A 21,340-nucleotide genomic window follows, 5' to 3' on the forward strand; every position below is an offset into this window, starting at 1 on the left:
ATTGAGCGCAATGCCTTTTTATGCGATATACTGCTTATACATTGAATAAAAGCTCCGCATAAGTCGGTATAGGCCAAAGCTCTTCGTCCACGATACGCTCCAAAGAGTCGCTGTATCTTCTTATTTCGTCCATATCGCGGCAGATAACGTCGCGGTAATAGCAGGCGTTGTCAAACGTAAATTCGCGCCCAAGTATTTTTTTAAGATCCTGTCTTAAAGTATATACAGCTTCATTAAGCGCGTTTATTCGCGTTGAAACGACCTTGAACTGAATTGACAGATTCTGTGCCGCATCCTTGTCTATCGCGCTTACGGCTGATAAAGTCTCTGATATTTCTTTCAGATATTTCTGCGACGCCGGAACTATCTGACGGCGCACGAGATCAACGAGCGTGCGCGCCTCTATTATCTTCTCCTTAGAATATTTTTCAAGCATTATATCAAACCTTGCGGCAAGCTCTGACATCTGGTATATATTGTACCGCTTGAAAATAGCTATGGTCTTTCTTTCGGCCACGACTTTTGCTGCGTCTACCATGTTGGTTATTTCGGGAAGACCTCTTCTTCGTGCTTCCTCGACCCATTCCTGGGAGTAGCCGTTGCCGTTGAACAGAACGCGACTGTGATTTTTGTAGATATCCTTTATTATTTCGCGTATGCCGGTGTTTATATCCTCATACGTTTTGAGGCGTTCGGTTATTATTTCAAAGGATTCCGCCGCTATCGTATTGATTATAGTCGTTGCAAAGGATACGGGCGCAGATGAGCCGAGCATACGGAATTCGAACTTGTTGCCGGTAAACGCGAACGGCGAAGTTCTGTTGCGGTCGGAGTCGTCTGCGGATACGCTGGGTATTGCGCCTACGCCTACGGTAAGCGTGCTCTGCTTATGTGCAGGCTGCTTGGGAGTCTCTCCCGCGATGTCGAGAAGCTTGTTCGTTATGTCTTCGCCCAAAAACATTGAAACGATGGCCGGAGGAGCCTCGACGCCGCCGAGTCGCTGATCGTTTCCCGTATTGGCTGCGGAAAGTCTGAGAAGACCGGCGTATTCGTCAACGGCGCGTACCATAGCCGCTATGAACAAAAGAAACTCAAGATTCTCGCGTTCGCCGCCGTTCTTTGGCGGGGCAAGCAGATTCTTTCCCGTGTCGGTCGAGATAGACCAGTTGTTATGCTTGCCGGAGCCGTTTATGTAGGAGAATGGCTTTTCGTGTAAAAGGCAGGCAAGACCGTGACGGTACGCTACGCGCTGCATCGTTTCCATGATAAGCTGATTCTGGTCCGACGCAATGTTGGCCGTAGTATAGACGGGCGCAAGCTCATGCTGCGCGGGGGCAACTTCGTTGTGCTTTGTTTTAGCCAATATGCCCATCTTCCAAAGCTCGATGTCGAGCTCCTTCATGTAGGAGGAAATGCGCTCCGAAAGCGCGCCGTAATAGTGGTCCTCAAGCTCCTGTCCCTTGGGAGGACGCGAGCCTATGAGCGTGCGTCCGGTGAAAACGATGTCCTTGCGCTGTAAGAACTTCTTGTAATCTATAAGGAAATACTCCTGCTCTACGCCGATGCTGGGAGTAACTTTTTTCACATCACTGTGTCCCAAAAGCTTAAGAAGCTGTGTCGCTTTCTCGTTTAGCGCCTGCATTGAGCGAAGCAGCGGCGTCTTTTCGTCAAGCGTTTCTCCCGTATAAGATAAGAACGTAGTAGGTATGCAGAGAGTAACGCCCGACATATCCTCCTTAAGAAACGTAGGCGAAGTCGGGTCCCACGCAGTATATCCGCGCGCCTCAAATGTAGCTCTGAGTCCTCCCGACGGGAAGCTCGAAGCGTCGGACTCGCCTTTTATGAGTACCTTGCCGTTGAATTCAAGTATAGCGTGTCCCCCATGCTCCGCCGCCAAAAAAGCCTCGTGCTTTTCGGCGGTAGAACCGTTCAGCGGCTGAAACCAGTGCGTATAGTGAGTCGCTCCTCTTTCAAGCGCCCACTCCTTCATTACGAGAGCTATCTCATCGGCAACCTCGCGTGAAAGCTGATATCCTCCGTCTATGGCTTTTCTGAATTCCTGATAAGCCTGCGCGCTTAAACGTTCTTTGATTATGCTCTCGTGAAAGACGTTACACGCAAAGTCTTTCTCCATTACAAAGCTATTATTATCCATACACATTCACATAATCCATTGAAGCTGTTTAGACTTTATGGATGCTTCCTTTCTCCCAAATGATTGGGTAGTTTTTGATATAAGACCGCCTGACTGTTTTTTATATAATTAAGTTAATTAAACTCATCAAACGCGAACTTCGTGCCGTCTGCTTCCGGAACGCCGTAATAATCCCACTGGTGATCCGTGTCGCGCATATATTCACTCGTAACATTAAAGTATCTGTGAGCCATATTCATAACGAATGTGTCGTCATGTATATTCTCTTCGGTTATGTGTGCGCCTATGGGATCGTCCCACGTTACATCAACGCAGTACCAATCGCTCTCAAGACGAACCATGTTCCACGCATGCTCCTCTGTCGAATATTCGTGCGCGCCCAAAACAATGGCGTTTTCTATACCGAGCATATCCATAAACAGTGAAAACGACGAAGCATATCCCATACAAGTGGCTTTGCCTTTTATAAGCAGACCATACGGGTTTGCACTGTCAGGATCGCCCGCCGCGGTTATTGCGTCCTCGTCATAATAAGTATGAGTTACAATGTAATCGTGAACGGCGTGCTCCTTTTCATAATCGCTCATATCTTCGGTTATTATGGCGGATATGATCTCCTTTGCGGCTTTTAATATCGCCTTGTCTTTTGTTGACAGCGAAGACTCGTCGCCGCTGAAGTATGCCTTTAGTATATCCGACGTATCATATATCGGCAATTCATTTAATTCGGAATCGTTAAATACTACGTATCCGTTTTCATCAAGCAGAGGTTCGTCGGATCCCTCGTTCTCTTTATCATAAGACGCAGCTTCAAGAGACGCTTTCACAGCGTTGTTAAAAGCCGCCTTCGCCGCATCGACGTCATCGCATATCAAAAGAAGCACATATCCGTCATCAGAGGTCACAACTTCCGCGCGAGCGACTGTTGCCGCAGCCGCAGGAGCATATCCCGAAAAATCGTTAGTGCGTCTTTTCAAGTATTCCAAAAGCAAGCAGGAAATCTCATATCTGTCCTCGCCGCCGCGAGAATGATCTTCCCGGAATACGGCTATTTCATGAGGGTCCATGCCCTCTGCATGTATGACTGCGGCGTCGGAAAACATTGTCTTGTCAACGCCGTATACATTTTCGGCGTAGTCATATACGCCGTCGAAGGCGGAAAGCGTTTGTGTATAAAGCGAAACGTCGGGCTGGCTTTCAAGCACTGTTTTGGCTGCATCCAAAGCAGCGATGTCGGCAGCAGTTTCGCTTTTGCATGACGCAGCGGTCATTACCGCAACTAAGCATATGAGCGCAAAAACAAAGCGTTTCATTCTTACCTCTCGAGCAGGATGTTTCAAAAAAACAACTACTTTATAATATTATCATATTAAAGAGCGTTTGTCGAATAAAACTTATTATAATAACAATAAAAACGGTAAGCCTACCGAAAAATCGATTGGCTTACCCCGCATATTTGTTGTTTATTGCAGTTTTGCGCCGCAGCTTGAGCAGAACTGGCTTCCGGCAGGATTGCCCGCGCCGCACGTTTCGCAGATAACACTGTCCTTTGCGGCGGCCAGCTTTGCTTTAAGCTCTTCCCTGTTTGCGATCTTTTCGGAAATAAGGGCGCATTTTTCGTTTATGGTTTCCGAAGGCTCCGTGTTTTCGGAGAAAGCCTTATATACGAGCTTGCCGATATCGATATAGAGGGAGTCTATCTCATTTTCGCAGTCTGCTATTGCCACTTTTATTTTTGTGGTCTCAACAAATTCGCCCGTCTTTTTAGTTACAGTAGTAGTCGTCGAGCGCGCCGCCTTTACGAACTGGTTGAACAAACCGCTGCTTTTTAAGTCGCTCATAACATTCACCTTTCTTCATGTATAAAATATAATAATTTACAGTATACTTTTATTTTTATTATACGAAAGAACTCTAAAAAAGTCCACAACAATTATTTTGAATTTTGAGAAAGCATTTCTTTAAGCTTCAAATGATTGCGCGCGACCTTTGAAAAATCATTTATGTATTCGTATGGGTATTTGTAGTTGAAAATACGCTCTATCTTTCCTCCGCCGCAGAGCATCTTGCACACGGCTCCTGCGCCCGCTCCCAGCACCGGCATTACCTCCTCCATCATGTATATGTTGTAAAGGCATTCGGCGCCAGCACGCGCATATCCCACATTTTCAAGATTGCCGAGCGTTGATTTTTGACGATACAGATAATACGGCGAGTATCCCGAATCGAAAAGACGCTCGGATGCATAAGAGAGCATACTGCTGACAAGATCGAACTCGCGCGTTATGTCAACATGATCGTAGTTGAGAGTTGATGCGCGCTTAACGCTCAAGGTATGCACGGTCACGTTTGCGGGAGAAAGCGTGAGAATATCGTCTATCGTTCGTTTGAAGCTGTCAAGCGATTCGCCTGGCAGTCCGGCAATTACATCTGTATTTATAATATCGAAACCGGCGTCTTCCGAAAGCCTGTATGCCTTAAAAAAGTCGTCGCGTGTATGACGCCTGCCCAGACTCATAAGTATGTCGTCGTTCGTAGTTTGAGGATTTACGCTTACGCGCGTAACGCCCAAGCGTTTGGCGTCGGCAAGCTTTTTAGGCGTTATCGTATCGGCTCTGCCCGCTTCCAAAGTATATTCGGCGACCTTTGAAAGATCAAAGCACTCGTTTATACATAAAAGAAGCCTTAAAAGCTCGCTCTCGGAAAGCGACGTCGGCGTGCCGCCGCCTATATAAATAGACTTTATGTTGATAGAAAGCGAGGAAATAAGCTCTGAAAGCTCTCTAAGCTCGCGTATGAGCAGCGAAACATACTGAGGCACAAGATGGCCGGCTTTTTCTATCGAGTGAGAGACAAAGCTGCAGTAGCTGCATCGGCTTACGCAGAACGGTATGGATATATACAGCGAAACATCATTATGTGAGATCTCGTTTATTATACTGTTCTGTACGTCTGATATTCCGAGAATGAGGCTGCTTTTTTCATCTGACAAGCAATAATCATTTACAAGAATATCATGAGCTTTTTCTAAAGAATTTGCTTTCCTTAGATCCCTCGCAAGCTTTGCGGGACGTATCCCCGTAAGTATTCCCCATTTTAGACCGTGTCCCAAAGCTTGGGCAGACGCATCATAGGCCGATCTTTTTATCAAGTCTTTTTGCTTTCGCTTGTAAGACAGCTCGTCTGCCGGCATATTATCCGCTTTTAAGCAGGCACGGCCATTGTAAGAATTGCCGCGGTAAGTTATCACCGTATCGATATATAATACACCGTCTTTAACATATTGCTTGCTGAACGCTGTATCGCCGTCGTCGCATGAGGGCTTTTCCGAGACTTTTTCAAACCAGAAAAAGCTTTTTAAAACAGTGTAAACACTGTACGATTCCTCGTGTCCCTCCGTTTTAATTTGCATATCGGCTCTCTCGCATATATGGGTTGTTCATTCGCTCGTAATTCAGCGTTGTTTTCGGACCGTGCCCTGGAAAGACGGCATAATTTCCGGAGATAAGGCTTATGCGTTTCAGCGAACGAAGCATCTCTTTATAATCTCCTCCGGGAAGGTCGCATCTGCCGCAGTTTTCAAGGAAAAGCGTATCGCCGCTGAATATTGTTGACTCGGCTTTTATGCACATAGACCCCTGTGAATGACCGGGCGTAAGCAAAAACTCATAGGTGAGCTTTCCAATTGTCAAAGTGTCGCCGTCATTTACAAAGTGAACGTCTTTCCATGTTTTCTTTATATTCGTTTCATTCTGATTTACATATATGGGAATATTGAGCGAGTCCTGTATCATTCTGACTGCGCCTATATGATCAAAATGAGTATGCGTAAGAAAGATCGCCTGCGCATCAAGCTTCAATGTGCGAATTACATCCAATATTGTAAGCGCCTCTTCGCCCGGATCTATTATAACGCATACGCTGTCCTCTTCGTCGTATACGAGATAACAATTAGTCTCAAGCGGGCCAACAGTTATACTCATGCCCTTCAACATACAAATTCCGCCTTTCTTTGTTGAAAACTATTTATTTTTTGAATCCAATAAAACAGTAACGGGACCGTCGTTTATGATATTGACTTTCATGTCCGCGCCGAATTTACCGTGTTCGACCTTTGAGACGCCGCTGTTTTTCATGCCCTCGATGAACCTGTTGTACATGTCTTCGGCAAATTCGGGCAAAGCGGCGTTTATATAGCTTGGGCGATTGCCCTTTTTCGTGTCTGCACAAAGAGTAAACTGCGATATTATAAGCGCTTCGCCGTGTATATCCAGTACAGAAAGGTTCATCTTGCCGTTTTCATCGGAGAATATGCGCAGTGAGGGTATTTTCTTTAAAAGATACTTAAGATCGTCTTCAGTGTCGTTGGCAAAAACGCCCAGAAGAATATTAAGACCCTGTGATATCTCTCCTATGGTTTCGCCGCTCACAGAAACGCTTGAGGAAGTGACTCTTTGAATAAGCGCTCTCATAAATACACCGCCTTTTACTGCATACCTCTTACAACGTCAATAACTCCCTGGATACGGGACAGCTTGTTCATTACAAATTCAAGCTGAGCGAGCGATTTGATCTCGATGGATACGTTGATAAGCGTAAAGCCGTCTTTCGTTTCGCGCGCGTTTATACTGCTTGTTTTTATTTTCATGGTTGAAAACAGATTTATTACGTCGGCAACTATATTGAGCCTGTCGCGCGACACTATTTGAAGCGTTGAGGTAAACAGAGTTTCGCTCGTCTGCGTCCAGCTTACTTTTACCCAGCGCTGATTTGAATCGCGTTCGGTGTTGTTTACTACGTTTACGCAATTCTTTTTATGGACGGATACGCCGAAGCCTCTTGTAATAAATCCTACGACCTCATCGCCGGGAAGCGGATTGCAGCAGTGCGCAAGCTTTATAAGGCAGTTGTCCATGCCCTCTACAAGTATTCCTTTATAATTCTTTGTATGATGTGTTTCGGCCGTTTCGGGAGCGGTGAGTTCAGCGGGGGGCTCGGGTTCCTGCTGCTTTTTCTGCTTGTCAACTTCGCTCAATACTTTTAAGATGACCTTGTTGAGCGAAAATCCGCCGTATCCAATGCCCGCGTAAAGATCTTCAATTGATTTTGCGGAGAACCTGTTAAGAAGCGGAACGCGTATTTCATCTTTTAGCACATCGTTCAGGGAGAGCCCGTTTCGCTTTATTTCTTTTTCAAATTCGTTCTTACCGCGAGTTATGTTCTCGTCGCGCTTTTCTTTTTTGAACCATTGGCGTATCTTGTTCCTTGCGCCGCTCGTTTTGCACATTTTGAGCCAATCGAGCGACGGGCCGTGAGATGAAGACGAGCGGATTATTTCAACGATATCGCCGTTGTGAAGAACAGAATCAATGGGGACTATTCGCCCGTTGACCTTGCCGCCGCTCATGTTGTTGCCAACGCCGGAATGTATCGCATATGCAAAGTCGATTATGGTGGAGCCCTGAGGCAGGTTCAATACGTCGCCCGCCGGAGTGAATACGAATACTTCGTCTGCGAACATATCTATTTTCAGCGCTCGCATGAGGTCGTCGGGATCTTCCGACTCCTTTTGTATTTCCAAAAGCTGACGCACCCATATAAGGTTTTCGCCTGCCTTCTTGTCTGTTATATTTTGCTTGTATTTCCAATGGGCCGCTATACCCATTTCAGCTACTTCGTCCATTTCTTTCGTGCGTATCTGCACTTCAAACGCGACTCCGGCCTTGCCTATTACGGTCGTGTGCAGCGACTGATACATATTCGGCTTAGGCGTGGAAATATAGTCCTTAAAACGGCGCGGTATCGGCTTATACATATCGTGCATTATGCCAAGCACGTTATAGCAATCGACCGTCTCGTCAACGATTATGCGTATTGCAAAAAGATCGTATATTTCGTCAAAGCTGCGGTTCTGGGTATACATTTTGCGGTAAATGCTGTATATGTGCTTTGCGCGGCTTGATATGGTGTGCTTTAATCCCGCTTCGTCGAGACGCTTTTTTACGCTCTCCTCGATGCTCGATAAAAAGGCCTCGTTTTGGACCATTTTTTTTGCGATATTGTCTTCGATCTCCTTGCAGGCAATGGGGTCGAGTATCTTTATCGAAATATCCTCAAGCTCCGTTTTTATCTTCTGGATACCGAGACGGTGCGCCAAAGGAGAATATACCTCTATCGTCTCTAGCGCCTTTTGACGCTGCTTTTCTTCGGGCATGGATGATATCGTGCGCATATTGTGAAGCCTGTCTGCAAGCTTTATCAGCAGTACGCGGATGTCCTTGGCCATAGCGAGAAACATCTTGCGCAGGTTTTCTATCTGCTGCTCCTCTTTTGACGAATAAGGTATGCGTCCTAATTTTGTTACGCCGTCTACAAGGTCAGCCACATCTTTGCCGAATTTTGATTTTATGTCGTCAAGCGTGACGTCGGTGTCCTCAACAACGTCATGAAGAAGAGCCGCCGTGATGGAATCGGAATCAAGCGACATATCCGATAAAATATGCGCCACTTTAAGCGGGTGGATAACATACGGACCGCCGGCAACACGCTTTTGAAGCTTATGCGCTTCACAGGCAAGCTCATATGCCCGCGTTATTTTGTCAAAGTCGGCATTTTTATTATATTTTTTGATCTGCTTTATGAGCAGATCGAATTCTTCTTGAATCTCGTTAGCTTCAGAAGAGATGGAAGGAGTTTCCGTTTTAAGCATTTGCGTAATCCTCTTTGAGTTTATTAAGAATCTTGGAGTCGTTCAAATCGATCTTCGGTGCGCTCTTGTTTATAAATACGGTTATCGTTTTATCAAAATACCGGAAATTGATAAGTGAGTTTTCCTGCATGACCTCAAGGCAAACCATCATTTTGGCGTGATTCACTTCACGCTTTGAATGCCATGAAACCTCTCTTGAGAGCTTTGATATCGAAAACTCGTTTATACCGCGCTGCGCCTTTGCACAAAGATATCTGTAGGTAGCCACAAAATCGTCTCTAACGGGAATTATTGTTTCAAGCTCATCTTTTCTCAGGGCAAGGCTGTCTTTGTGTTTTAAATATATTTCATGGCAAGTATGCATATTTACGCCGTATTTGCCCGAAAGCTCCATAGCCTTTATTATAAACTGCACCGAATCACGACCTCTGTACGTATGGATATTTGCAGTAAACACTATGTCTACGCGGTCACCCGAAATAACGCCAAGCTCATCCTCTGTCTTATTAAAGAAAAACGCTGAAACAAATTTGTCGCGCTCAAGCTGGAAACTAAGTCTCACATGCTTGTTGCCCGATATGGGAACAACATCCCAAATAAGCACGTTCTTCATTATGAAAACGGGAGTCGGATTGCCTGTTCCGTAAGGCTCTAAAACGGAGAGCGAGTTTATCGTGTCTATCGTAATTTCATACGGATACAATTCGCAGTCGGCCGTAAGCGCGGGCATTTCTATGGAAGCCAGCTCATCGCGGCTTAAGCGGTTTATCTCTTTCCTGAAAGCAGGTATGTTCTCTTTTTTTATACTGAGACCCGCCGCAAGCTCATGTCCGCCGTATTTTTCAAGATATGAGCTTGTTTTTTCAAGAGCGCGAAAGAGATTAAAATTGCCTATGCTGCGCCCGCTGCCTTTGCCGGGTTCTTCCTGTGAGGAAATAAGTATTGTGGGGCAGCCGTATCGTTCGCATATTTTTGAAGCAACGACGCCTATAACGCCCTGATGCCATGCTTCGTTTTCCAATACGATTATCTCAGGCTCGCTCTTTTGAGGGTTAAGGCGTTCAAGCTCTTTATTTACCTGTCTTAGGATCTCGGCCTCGGTCTCCTGGCGCAGTTTATTCTTCTGTATCAGCTCGTCGGATATGTCTTCCGCCGTCTTTTTATCCTTCGTCACAAAAAGCTCTACCGCCAGATTGGCGTTTCCCACACGTCCCGCCGCATTTATTCTCGGAGCAAGCACAAAACTAACCAAAACGGCGTTTATCGGCTTTGACTCAAGCCCCGCCATACTGATAAGCGAACGGAGTCCCAGATTGTCGGTGCTCTGAAGGTGCTTAAGCCCCTCTTTTGCGATAAGTCTGTTTTCGCCCGAAAGCGGCATTACGTCGGCTATGGTGCCTATAGCTACAAGCTCACAGTAGCGACAGAACATGTCCTTCATCTTATCTTTTCCCGAAAGCGCGCATATGAGCTTAAATACAACGCCTACTCCGGCTAAGTTTTTAAACGGATAAGGACAGTCGGGGCGTTTGGGGTTTATGACTGCAAGGGCGTCGGGTATCTCAGACGAGCACTCATGATGGTCGGTTATAATTATGTCAAGACCTATCGAATTTGCATATTTTACTTCTTCAAACCCCGTTATACCGGAATCCACGGTAATTAGCAGCGTGGCGCCCGAATCGTAAAGCGCTTTTATAGCGCATGAATTAAGACCGTAGCCCTCGTCGCATCGCTGAGGTATGTAATACTCTGTCTCTATACCGAGATCGGTAAGATAATTTATAAGTACTGCCGTGGAGGTAACGCCGTCTACGTCGTAATCTCCGTAGACCGCTATCTTTTCATGCGCCGAAATTGCTTTAAGAATGCGTGCGCATGCTGCGTCCATATCCTTTAAGAGAAACGGATCGTTCCAAAGATCCTCGCCTGCATCTATGAAAGAGTGCGCCTCATCTGCGTTAGTTATTCCTCTGTTTATAAGCAGTATCTTTACAAGCTCGTTTTGAGAAAGCGACGAAAGCGCGTCTGTATTTTCTGTTCTTCTGTCGAACAAACATTGCCATGAATCGTTTTTCATATACTCACCAACATAAATTTATTATACCTTATATTAAAGCAACAATATATTATTATACTGTATATTGTGGCTTATGACAATACAAATTATCGAAAATATCGATATATAATATGCTTTTTTACGTGTAAAACCAAAAAGACAGCAAAAAGCGGGGCTCAGCTGTCTTAAGGGGCTTATGAAAAAAGGCAAAAAGGTTCATTTAACAATTTCGCGTATGCGCAAAGGAATGCCGAGCTTTCTTGAAAGCTCCTTTGACTGTTCTATTTGTTCTTTCGGGATAATATCTACTACGGTGAACATAGTGTCTATCCCCGCGTTCTTGCAGCGTACGGCAAATGAGCACATGGCGTCAAATGATTTTTCACCGAATTTCGGCCGCGTGACTTTCGTATAATCTTGGGCGTTCGGTGCGTTGAGGCTTATTGAAACGATATCTATAAGCCCCGAGATATCAGGCACTATATCGCGGCCGTGTATAAGATGCGAAAGGCCGTTCGTATTTAAACGTATAGGCGTTTTGGAGCGCGATTTGATAAGCTTTGCCGTTTCGCACAGGATCTCGGGACGCTCGGTAGGCTCGCCGTAGCCGCAGAATACTATCTGCGTATACTTGTCAAGCTCGCGTTCGTTCAATGATGTGGCGATCTCCTCTATCGAAGGCTCGTGTTCAAGCCATAAGGGGTCGGAGCCGTACGCGCCGTCGCCGTTTTGGCGTATGCAGAAAACGCAGCTGCAGGGACAGCGGTTAGTAATATTGAGATAAAGCTTATCTTCCACCTCGTATGTTATCGTCATAGATCTTTTCATTTAAGCCACCATTGTTTTATGAAGTTATTATATTGTAATTTGATATTTGCTTTGCTTAAAAAGATGCTCTCTGTCAGCAAATTGATTATACTACGCACCGGCTCATTATGTCAACGTGAAAGATAACTATATCTGTATGAAGCGGGAGTCAAAAAGGCGTGTCATGCCTGTAAACTTGACAATATCGCTTTTTTATGCTAAACTTCTCATATAACTTTTACTGGCTTGGGAAAATTTTTGAGGAAAGAGGTGTATATGCGAAAGCAAAAAATAAAGAACAATATAATAAAGTACATCATTATCTCTGCAATCATTGTGATCTCCCTTGGTGCAACAGCGGCCTTTGCAGGTGATTGGGGATATGGCGTCGTTATCGCTAACGGCGGACTTAATATGAGGTCTTCCGCCTCTTTGGATAGTGAAAAAATATCAGTTATACCGGACGCCACTGTTATAAGCGTTAATGCAATGACTCCTGACGGACATTGGTATGACGTTACATATAACGGTAAGGTAGGATATGTTTCCAGCGATTATCTTTCGCTTCGTACGTATGATATAGAGACCTACGGTAAGCATTACGATTACGGACAGGAAGCGAAAGACGCCCCCGAGCTTTTTACTCAAGAAGAGGTATCGTCTTCATTAGCTTCGATCAACAGCAAAGATATTACCCAGGGAGAAAAAATCTGCGAATTCGCAGCAACTTTCTTAGGTGTGCCTTATGTATCAGGCGGCACATCTCCTGAAGGATTTGACTGTTCGGGTCTCGTACAGTATGTTTATTCTGAATTTGGATATAAATTACCGCGTACCGCGACCGAACAGTGCGAGTCGCTTTCTATCACGGTAGAAAAGACAGACTTGCGTCCCGGCGATCTTATTTTCTTTAAGCTTCCGGGATATTCAAAACCCATCGGACACGTCGGCATATATGTCGGTGACAATAAATTCATACATGCCACGTATACCGGTGACGTCATCAGATATGGTGACCTTAATACTAAATATTATATAGAAAATTATGTTACATCAAAAAGGCTTTTATCTTAAAGCTACACCCAAGCAAAGTAAAAAGCCTATAGATGTACAGTATTTGGCTATGTAGTATCTAAGCAGTATCAAAAATAATTGGACAGGTTTTGCAGTACCTGTCCAATTTTCTTATAGTTGTAAAAGGGGTGAAAAGAATGAACGGCGAAATAAAACGCGAGCTTATCTCTCTGGCCGACAGATCTACGGCCGAATTTTCAAAAAAGCTCATAAGCACAAAAGCCGAGATAATGGGCGTTAAGACTCCCCTGCTTAAACGAATGGCAAAGGAAATAAGCAAAGGAGATTACAAAAGCTTTTTGGGAGATCCCCAATACGGCACATATGAGGAGACGGCAATACGCGCCCTAGTTATAAGTTATGCGAAAATGCCGCATGAGGAGCGCATGAGCCTTATCGCCGATTTTGTGCCGCATATCGACAACTGGGGCATCTGCGACTTGTTCACAAGTTCGCTTCGCCCCGTTATAAAGAAGAACCAAAGCGAATTTTGGAGCTTCATACAGGAATATCTCTATTCCGGCGATGAGTTCAAAATACGCTTCGGTCTCGTAGTTATCCTTGTCGGATTCGTATCAAAGGAATACGCTGCGCCCGCGTTCGACGTCTTGGACAGCGTGGACTTAAGATCGTACTACGCCATGATGGGCGCGGCGTGGGTGCTTTCAGAGTTTTATATAAAGCTGCCCGAGATCACGACGTCTTATCTTCTCAATAACCGCCTTGACGATATAACGTATAACAAGGCGATCTCGAAGATGCTCGATTCATACCGCGTTAGCGATAAGGATAAAGCGGCGCTTCGCTTGATGAAGCGAAAAGGAAAGTCAGCCCTTATATAATCCGCGTAAAAGCTCGATCTCTCTTTTGTATCCGTCAATATCGCACGGAGTTTCAAGGCAGAACGGCAGACCTTTCAGCTTTTCGTGATTGATTATGCGCGTTATCGCCTCGATGCCCAAATGCCCCTCGCCTATTTTGGCGTGCCTGTCTTTATGCGCGCCCAAAGGGTTCATGCTGTCGTTTAGGTGTACGGCCTTAAGACGGTCAAGCCCTATTATATCATCGAACTCGTGAAGTACCCCGTCAAGGTCGCCTGCTATGTCGTACCCGGCGTCCCAAACGTGGCATGTGTCAAGACATACGCCGAGCTTTTCGTTATGTTTAACTCTGTCGATTATCTCTTTAAGCTCCTGAAAATTTGAGCCTACTTCACTGCCCTTGCCTGCCATTGTTTCAAGCAGGACGGTAGTTGACTGATCGGGAGCGAGGCTTTTGTTCAAAAGTTCGCTTATGTACGATATGCCCGCGTCTATTCCCTGCCCGACGTGGCTTCCGGGGTGGAAGTTGTAATAATTGCCCGGAGTATATTCAAGGCGCGAAAGGTCGTCTTTGAACGTTTCAAGCGCGAACGTGCGCTTTTTTTCATCTGCGGCGCACGCATTTAAGGTATACGGAGCATGAGCTACGATAGGTCCTATATTTGCATCTTTTGCCGCCGCAAGATATTCTTTTACGTCGTCTACATCTATCTCCTTTGCAGCGCCTCCGCGCGGGTTTCTTGTAAAGAACTGAAACGTCGTGCCGTTTACGTAAACGGCGTCCTTATACATATTATAGTATCCTTTCGATGAGGAAAGGTGGCATCCTATTTTAAACATCGTTTCCTCCAAAGCTCAAGAGAGCCTCATTTTAAAATCTTCATATCCGAAGCTTTTCACAAGCTCCGTTTCCCCGTTTTCGCGGAGTATGGCGATAGACGGGAGACACATACCGTTGAACGTATTGTTTTTAACCATCGAGTATATGGCCATATCCTCAAATATGAGCCTGTCGCCCTCTTTAAGCGGCGCGTCGAACGAATAATCGCCTATTATATCGCCCGCAAGGCAGGTAGATCCCGCCAAGCGATATGTATGAGCTTTTTCTCCTGCCTTTCCGCTTTCATAAAGCGGCGGACGGTACGGCATTTCGATAACGTCCGGCATATGACACGCGGCGGAAGCGTCCAAAAGCGCAATGTCTACGCCGTTGTGAACAACGTCCAAAACGGAGGTCACGAGATAGCCCGCGTTCAGCGCGACTGCCTCGCCCGGTTCAAGATAAACCTGAACATTATACTTCTCTTTAAAGCGGCGCACCGCCCGCATGAGCGCGTCCCTGTCGTAATCGTCGCGCGTGATATGATGGCCGCCGCCGAAGTTCACCCATTTCATCTGCGGTATAAATTCGTCGAACTTTTCCTCCACCGCCGCAAGCGTTTCTATTAAAGCGTCGCTGTTTTGCTCGCATAGCGTGTGAAAATGAAGCCCCTCGACGCCCGAAAGCATGTCCGGCCTGAAATTTGAACGCGTAACTCCCAGCCTTGAGCCGGGCGCGCAGGGGTCGTATATCGCATGGTCCTGAGTGGAGCATTCCGGATTTATGCGTATGCCGCAGCTTATATTGTGAGCTAAGGCCGCATCCTTATATTTTTCCCACTGGGAAAAAGAATTGAACACGATGTGTCCGCATATTTTTATGATCTCCGGAAATTCCTTCGGATCATACGCCGCCGAAAAAACGTGCGTTTCCTTCCCCATTTTTTCATACCCGAGGCGCGCTTCGAAAAGACCGCTTGACGTGGTGCCGTCAAGATATTCGCCAATGATCGGATATACGGAAAACATGGAGAATGCTTTTTGAGCAAGCAGGATCTTGCATCCTGCCTGCTCTTTTACGTCTTTAAGTATTTTGAGATTTCGTCGAAGCTTTCCCTCGTCAAGAACGTAGCACGGCGTGGGAAGCGATAAAAGCGAGTCCTTCATCAGTCCACCAATACGGGGTTGAAATCTTCCTCCCACGGAAGTCCCCATTTATTCAGCGCGTCCATGAACGGATCAGGATCGAACTGCTCTATGTTCCATACGCCGGGACGCATCCATTTGCCCGTCATAACGAGCATCGCGCCTATCATAGCGGGAACTCCCGTCGTGTAAGAAATGGCCTGACTTCCCACTTCCTTATAGCATTCCTGATGGTCGCATATGTTGTAAAGATAATAAGTCTTATCCTTACCGTCTTTTTTGCCCCTGAATATGCAGCCTATGTTGGTCTTGCCGACGGTGCGCGGGCCGAGCGTTGCGGGGTCGGGCAGCACTGCCTTTAAGAACTGGAGCGGCACGATCATCTTGCCCTCGTATTCTATCGGCTCTATAGACGTCATGCCCACGTTCTCAAGGCACTTTAAGTGCGTAAGATAGCTCTGGCCGAACGTCATAAAGAAGCGGATACGCTTTATGCCCTTAATGTTGAGAGCAAGGCTTTCAAGCTCCTCATGGTGTAAAAGATACATATCCTTTTTGCCTACGCCCTTAAAGTCGTATTCACGCTTTATTTCCATAGGCGCAGTCTCTACCCAGTGTCCGTCCTCCCAGTAGCTTCCGTTAGCCGATACCTCGCGTATGTTTATCTCGGGATTGAAGTTTGTAGCGAACGGGTATCCGTGGTCGCCGCCGTTGCAGTCGAGTATGTCTATATAATTTATCTCGTCGAACTGATGCTTCATTGCGTAAGCTGAGAATACGCCCGTAACTCCGGGGTCAAATCCGCTTCCCAAAAGGGCGCAGACGCCCGCTTCCTTGAACTTATCCATATACGCCCACTGCCACTTGTATTCAAACTTTGCCGTATCGAGAGGCTCGTAGTTGGCCGTGTCGATATAATGCGTTTTCGTTTTGAGGCAGGCGTCCATTATCGTAAGGTCCTGATAAGGAAGCGCAAGGTTCAAAACTACGTCGGGCTTGAATTCGTTTATCAGCGCGACGAGCTCGTCTACGTTGTCTGCGTCAACTTTTGCGGTATGTATTTTCGTTTTCGTAGTGCCCGAAAGCTTACTTTTAAGCGCGTCGCACTTAGACTTAGTGCGGCTGGCTATCATTATTTCCTCGAACACTTCGCTGTTCTGGCAGCATTTATGAATAGCTACGCTTGCCACGCCTCCACAGCCGATGATCATACATTTTCCCATTTTAGTACCTCCCTTTCAAAGTTAAAAATCAAAGCATCTGAAGAATTATCTCTCTCGTTATCTTACAAGCCGCGGCGGTAGATATGCCGCTTTGGTCGTAATGCGGCGAAAGCTCGTTTATATCGCATGCCACGATATTGAGTCGATTGAGCAAAAGTAGGGCGTCCATAAGCTCCTTAAAGCTTACGCCCCCCGCCTCGGGCGTTCCCGTGCCGGGAAATGCGGACGGGTCAAGCACATCTAGGTCAAGTGAAAAATATACGGGCTTGCCCTTTAGTTTTTCTACCGTGTCCGAAAAGCCTTGAAGATCGAATTTGTGAAGATTCGTATGGTTTTTTGCGAACTCAAATTCGTATCTCTCCCCGCTTCTTATGCCAAATTGGTGAAGCCTGCCGTCTCCCACCAGCTTCCACACGTGCTTCATGACCGTAGAGTGGGAAAGCTCCTCGCCTATATATTCGTCTCTTAGATCGGTGTGCGCGTCGAAGTGGACTACGTGTATGTCGGGATACTCTCTAAACACCGCGCGCATCGCGCCCAAAGTTACAAGATGCTCGCCTCCAAGCATTAAAAAGCGCTTTTTATCGCCTATCAGCCTGTCCGCGTGATCCTCTATCATTTTAAGCACCCGCTGTGTATTGCCGAACGGCAGATCGAGGTCGCCTCCGTCGAAAACTTTGACCTCGGAGAGGTCGCGGTCGCAGTAGGGCGAATATGTCTCTATGCCGAACGATTCCGAGCGTATGGCGGCCGGTCCGAATCGCGTTCCGGGCCTAAACGACGTCGTACCGTCGAAGGGCGCGCCGAAAATAACGGCGTCGGCGTCGTTGTAGTCCGCGTCGCATCCGATAAAGGTCTGTACGTTCTTATTCATTCAAAAGCTCCTTTACGTACGTCGGCAGCGCGAACGCGCCGAAATGCAGGTCGGTGTTGTAGTATTTCGTCTCGATGCCAAGCTCGTTCCACTCCGAAGCGAACATATCGAGCACGGGATCGTACTTCTTTGAGGCAAATCCGAAGAGCCAATGCCCCGACGGATACGTCGGTATGTGCGCCTGATATACAAAGCTCATGTCGAATACGCTTTTTATGCGCCTGTGCGCCGACTGCATATTCACGGCGTCATTAGGGTAGAACGGGCTCTCGTGCTGATTTATAAGTATGCCGGTATCGTTTAGGGCGCGGTAGCAGTTGCCGTAGAACTCCTTCGTAAAGAGCACCTCGCCGGGGCCGAACGGGTCGGTCGAGTCAACGATTATAAGGTCGTATTTATTCTGTGTTCGGCGCACGAATCTAAGACCGTCCAAAAAAAGCAGATTTACGCGAGGGTCGTCAAAGCCTACTGCCGTTTTCGGAAGAAACTCTTTGCAGACCTCCACGACGCGCTCGTCTATTTCAACAACATCGATTTTCTCAATGGTCTTATATTTTACAAGCTCGCGCATGGCTCCCCCGTCTCCGGCGCCTATTATCAGCACGTCTTTTATGTTTGGGTTCACCACCATTGCGGGATGCGTTATCATTTCGTGATATATAAACTCGTCGCGCTCGGTAAGCATCATTATGCCGTCGAGAGTAAGAAAACGCCCGAATTCTTTAGAATCGAATACCGATATCCACTGATAATCGCTTTTCTCCTGATGAAGCTGGCGCGTCACTTTTATTGAAAAGCGCACGTTATCGGTATGGTATTCGCTGAACCATAAGTCGTCCATTTTACACTCCTTTCACTACGTTAAGAAAGCTTACGTCCATGCTTTCCGGTCCCGTTATCATACAGCCCTTGTCCTTGGCGTATTTTATATACTCGATTATATTCGGAGTCACGGCCTCGCCGGGCGCAAGTATGGGTATACCGGGAGGATAGCACATTACAAATTCGGCGCATACTCTGCCCTCGCATTTTGAAAGCGGCAGACTCTCCTTTTCGGAGTAAAACGCCTGCTGGGGAGAAGCCACCACGACGGGGCTTATGTATTCGGAGTCGAGCATATCGCGGTTGTCACGCTTATAAAGGCGCTGTATCTCGCCCAATGAGCCTATAAGACGCTCGATGCTCTTGTTCTTGTCGCCCACCGAAATATACGCTAAAATGTTGCTTAGATCGCCGAATTCAATCTGTATGCCGTACTCGTCGCGCAGAATATCGTATACTTCTATGCCGGCAAGTCCCAGTCCGAGAGTATTTATCGAAAGCTTAGTCGTGTCAAAATCGAAAATGCTGTCTCCGTTTATAAGCTCTTTTGAATAGGCGTAATAGTCGCCTATAAGGTTTATCTCTTCGCGGGCGTAATTCGCGTAGCGCTTCACTTTTTCAAATATCTCTTCCCCGCGAAGCGCAAGATTGCGCCTTGAGATATCGAGGCTTGACAGGAGAAGATATGAGCCGGAGGTGGTCTGCGTAAGATTGATTATCTTTCTTACGTAGTCGGCGTTCACGTTCTTTGAGCATAAAAGCAGCGAACTCTGCGTAAGCGATCCACCCGATTTATGCATGCTTACGGCCGCCATGTCGGCCCCTGCGGCCATTGCGGACAGGGGCATATCTTTTCCGAAATAAAAATGCGTGCCGTGCGCCTCGTCAACAAGTACGCGCATACCGTGGGAATGCGCTAAAGAAACTATGCTTTTAAGGTCGGAGCATATGCCGTAATACGTAGGGTTATTTACAAGTATCGCCTTCGCTGTCGGGTGGTCATTTACGGCGCGCGAAACATCTGAGACCGACATACCCAGCGCGATGCCCAGATCCCTGTTCGTCTGCGGATTTATATAAATAGGCACAGCGCCGCATAATACGAGCGCGTTTATCACGCTTTGATGAACGTTGCGCGGCAGTATTATCTTATCGCCGGCCTTGACGTTCGACAGTATCATAGACTGCACTGATGAGGTCGTTCCGCCCACCATGAAAAAGGCGGCGGCCGCCGAAAACGCCTCTGCCGCAAGCTGCTCTGCTTCTTTGATCACGCTTATGGGGTGGCAGAGGTTATCAAGCGGCTTCATTGAATTTACGTCGACCGAAAGGCATTGTTCGCCCAAAAACTCCGTAAGTTCGGGATTGCCCTTTCCGTGCTTATGTCCCGGCACGTCGAACGGAACGAGCCTGTCGTGGCGCATATGCTCAAGCGCCGAAAGGAGCGGCGCTCTTGACTGGTCCATACGTCTACACCTCCTGATATACGTTGGTGCCGCTGAATATTTCTATCATTTCGCGTCTTAAAGAGTTCGTTATATCAAGTCTTATCTTCGGCGGTATCTCATATACGTCGGAGTTAAAAAGATAATTCTGAAGCACGATGTCCTTTATGAGCATTTTCGTATGGAATATGTTCGACTGATAGACGTTTACATCGACAGCGTCATATTTTTGAAGTATATCGTCGTTTATATAATCCTGTATTGAGGTTATATTATGGTCTATAAAAAGCTTTTTGCCTTCAATGCTCCTAGTAAAGCCTCTTACTCGGTAATCCATTGTGATAATATCGGAGTCAAAGCTACCGATAAGGAAGTCGAGCGTTGAAAGCGGAGTTATCTCCCCGCAGGTGGCAACGTCGATATCGACGCGGAACGTAGCGATAGACGTTTCGGGATGGTATTCGGGATAAGTATGTACGGTAACATGGCTTTTGTCCAGATGTGAAACGACCGTCTCGCCGCTCATCACTTTTACCATACTCTCCTCGGCGATAAGAAAAGTAACGCTTGCTCCCTGCGGCTCATAGTCCTGCTTTGAAATATTCAAAACAGTTGCGCCTATCATCTCGGTAAGACGCTTTAAGATAGCCGTAAGACGCTCGGAGTTATACTGCTCGTTTATGTATTTAATATAATCCTGCTGTTCGCGCGCCGTTTTTGCATAGCATATATCGTAAATGTTGAAGCTTAAGGATTTCGTAAGATTGTTAAATCCGTACAATTTCATTTTAGCCATGTTACACCTCCAAAACGAAAAAGGATGTGCTCAAAGCGCTTGGGCACATCCTTGTAAAATGTCGGTTTCAGGTATTATCAAAGCCGTTAAAGCTGTTTTCGGGCTTTGCATTTTAAAATCCCTTCAGAGTCTATATAGTAAGAACTACTTTTACTACTCTTATTGACCGTTTCACAAGCGTGTACCAAAGTACACTTGGTTATGAAGTAACCAACTGGCAATTGAGTTGCCAACTTATAAAAGTTGCGCTCTTAACGCAATCAATAAGGCAAAGCCAAAGCTTCACCGTCGGCAGTTTGACCCGGCTGTCCGTATGGCCTTGAGTTTCACTGGGAAACTGGTCAAAAGTTGTTCTCGCTATATCCTTTGAAAACACTGTTTATTGTAATTATAATAAGATATTTTCAATACTTTTGTCAAGTGTTTTGAATAAAAAGGGATAGGCGGCGATGTAGAGTCGTCAATGATGTGTGACACTTCACCCGAAAAAATATGACGAAGGTTATATGTGCGAATTTGAGAAAGACGAGGAGCCGTAGGCGACGAGGCTTTCTCAAATTCGGCGCGGCTCGGTCTGGCCCTCTGTGAAC

18 protein-coding genes are annotated in these 21,340 nt (G+C 46.4%); 2 read left to right on the forward strand and 16 right to left on the reverse strand.

Features of this window, described 5'->3' with window-relative positions; translation table 11 throughout:
* Window positions 1-34: 34 nt before the first annotated feature.
* The 9 genes from IJG50_05785 to IJG50_05825 form a co-directional block, all read right to left on the reverse strand.
* Complete coding sequence (locus IJG50_05785) at window positions 35-2,155, reverse strand: glutamine synthetase III (GenBank protein MBQ3379358.1); 2,121 nt, start codon at window positions 2,153-2,155, stop codon at window positions 35-37.
* A 113-nt stretch (window positions 2,156-2,268) separates the two neighbouring features.
* Window positions 2,269-3,468 carry a DUF4358 domain-containing protein gene (locus tag IJG50_05790; GenBank protein MBQ3379359.1) on the reverse strand — a complete coding sequence of 400 codons (1,200 nt, stop codon included), beginning with the start codon at window positions 3,466-3,468 and terminating at the stop codon, window positions 2,269-2,271.
* A gap of 150 nt (window positions 3,469-3,618) precedes the next feature.
* Complete coding sequence (locus IJG50_05795; protein ID MBQ3379360.1) at window positions 3,619-3,996, reverse strand: hypothetical protein; 378 nt, start codon at window positions 3,994-3,996, stop codon at window positions 3,619-3,621.
* Window positions 3,997-4,088: 92 nt separating this feature from the next.
* The gene (gene hemZ, locus IJG50_05800) at window positions 4,089-5,567 is read right to left on the reverse strand and encodes a coproporphyrinogen dehydrogenase HemZ (protein MBQ3379361.1); all 1,479 of its coding nucleotides are present in this window, start codon (window positions 5,565-5,567) and stop codon (window positions 4,089-4,091) included.
* Window positions 5,557-6,150 carry an MBL fold metallo-hydrolase gene (locus IJG50_05805; protein MBQ3379362.1) on the reverse strand — a complete coding sequence of 198 codons (594 nt, stop codon included), beginning with the start codon at window positions 6,148-6,150 and terminating at the stop codon, window positions 5,557-5,559. The genes hemZ and IJG50_05805 overlap by 11 nt, the downstream gene beginning before the upstream one ends.
* Before the next feature lie 27 nt (window positions 6,151-6,177).
* Window positions 6,178-6,627 (reverse strand): D-tyrosyl-tRNA(Tyr) deacylase, encoded by a 450-nt coding sequence (gene dtd, locus IJG50_05810; GenBank protein ID MBQ3379363.1) that lies wholly within the window; start codon window positions 6,625-6,627, stop codon window positions 6,178-6,180.
* A 14-nt stretch (window positions 6,628-6,641) separates the two neighbouring features.
* Window positions 6,642-8,864, reverse strand: coding sequence for a bifunctional (p)ppGpp synthetase/guanosine-3',5'-bis(diphosphate) 3'-pyrophosphohydrolase (locus IJG50_05815; GenBank protein ID MBQ3379364.1), 2,223 nt, complete (start codon window positions 8,862-8,864; stop codon window positions 6,642-6,644).
* Window positions 8,857-10,944, reverse strand: coding sequence for a single-stranded-DNA-specific exonuclease RecJ (gene recJ, locus IJG50_05820; protein ID MBQ3379365.1), 2,088 nt, complete (start codon window positions 10,942-10,944; stop codon window positions 8,857-8,859). The genes IJG50_05815 and recJ overlap by 8 nt, the downstream gene beginning before the upstream one ends.
* 195 nt (window positions 10,945-11,139) lie before the next feature.
* Window positions 11,140-11,739 carry a TIGR04100 family radical SAM protein gene (locus IJG50_05825; GenBank protein MBQ3379366.1) on the reverse strand — a complete coding sequence of 200 codons (600 nt, stop codon included), beginning with the start codon at window positions 11,737-11,739 and terminating at the stop codon, window positions 11,140-11,142.
* Between the two features lie 480 nt (window positions 11,740-12,219).
* On the opposite strand from IJG50_05825, the gene IJG50_05830 reads away from it, so the two are divergent.
* Window positions 12,220-12,804: a C40 family peptidase gene (locus tag IJG50_05830; protein MBQ3379367.1), complete on the forward strand. Its 585-nt coding sequence runs from the start codon at window positions 12,220-12,222 to the stop codon at window positions 12,802-12,804.
* A gap of 137 nt (window positions 12,805-12,941) precedes the next feature.
* Window positions 12,942-13,646 carry a DNA alkylation repair protein gene (locus IJG50_05835; GenBank protein ID MBQ3379368.1) on the forward strand — a complete coding sequence of 235 codons (705 nt, stop codon included), beginning with the start codon at window positions 12,942-12,944 and terminating at the stop codon, window positions 13,644-13,646.
* Here IJG50_05835 and IJG50_05840 read toward each other — a convergent pair.
* Genes IJG50_05840 through speD form a run of 7 tightly spaced genes read right to left on the reverse strand, consistent with a single transcriptional unit; the run spans window position 13,632 to window position 20,750 of the window.
* A complete protein-coding gene (locus IJG50_05840) occupies window positions 13,632-14,465 on the reverse strand; it encodes a deoxyribonuclease IV (protein ID MBQ3379369.1) in 834 nt (277 codons plus the stop codon). The two genes, IJG50_05835 and IJG50_05840, sit on opposite strands and share 15 nt — an antisense overlap.
* Window positions 14,466-14,480: 15 nt before the next feature.
* Window positions 14,481-15,611 (reverse strand): carboxynorspermidine decarboxylase, encoded by a 1,131-nt coding sequence (nspC, locus tag IJG50_05845; protein ID MBQ3379370.1) that lies wholly within the window; start codon window positions 15,609-15,611, stop codon window positions 14,481-14,483.
* Window positions 15,611-16,813, reverse strand: a complete 1,203-nt coding sequence (locus IJG50_05850) for a saccharopine dehydrogenase family protein (protein MBQ3379371.1) — start codon at window positions 16,811-16,813, stop codon at window positions 15,611-15,613. Before IJG50_05850 ends, nspC begins: the two co-directional genes overlap by 1 nt.
* 28 nt (window positions 16,814-16,841) lie before the next feature.
* On the reverse strand, window positions 16,842-17,687 hold the full coding sequence (gene speB, locus IJG50_05855) for an agmatinase (GenBank protein MBQ3379372.1): 846 nt from the start codon (window positions 17,685-17,687) through the stop codon (window positions 16,842-16,844).
* Window positions 17,680-18,528, reverse strand: coding sequence for a polyamine aminopropyltransferase (gene speE / locus IJG50_05860; GenBank protein ID MBQ3379373.1), 849 nt, complete (start codon window positions 18,526-18,528; stop codon window positions 17,680-17,682). Before speE ends, speB begins: the two co-directional genes overlap by 8 nt.
* 1 nt (window position 18,529) lies before the next feature.
* On the reverse strand, window positions 18,530-19,975 hold the full coding sequence (locus IJG50_05865; GenBank protein MBQ3379374.1) for an aminotransferase class I/II-fold pyridoxal phosphate-dependent enzyme: 1,446 nt from the start codon (window positions 19,973-19,975) through the stop codon (window positions 18,530-18,532).
* A gap of 4 nt (window positions 19,976-19,979) precedes the next feature.
* The gene (gene speD / locus IJG50_05870; GenBank protein ID MBQ3379375.1) at window positions 19,980-20,750 is read right to left on the reverse strand and encodes an adenosylmethionine decarboxylase; all 771 of its coding nucleotides are present in this window, start codon (window positions 20,748-20,750) and stop codon (window positions 19,980-19,982) included.
* Between the last annotated feature and the right edge of the window lie 590 nt (window positions 20,751-21,340).

The sequence above is a fragment of the Clostridia bacterium genome, from assembly GCA_017405765.1.
Taxonomy (GTDB): Bacteria; Bacillota; Clostridia; order Oscillospirales; family RGIG577; genus RGIG577.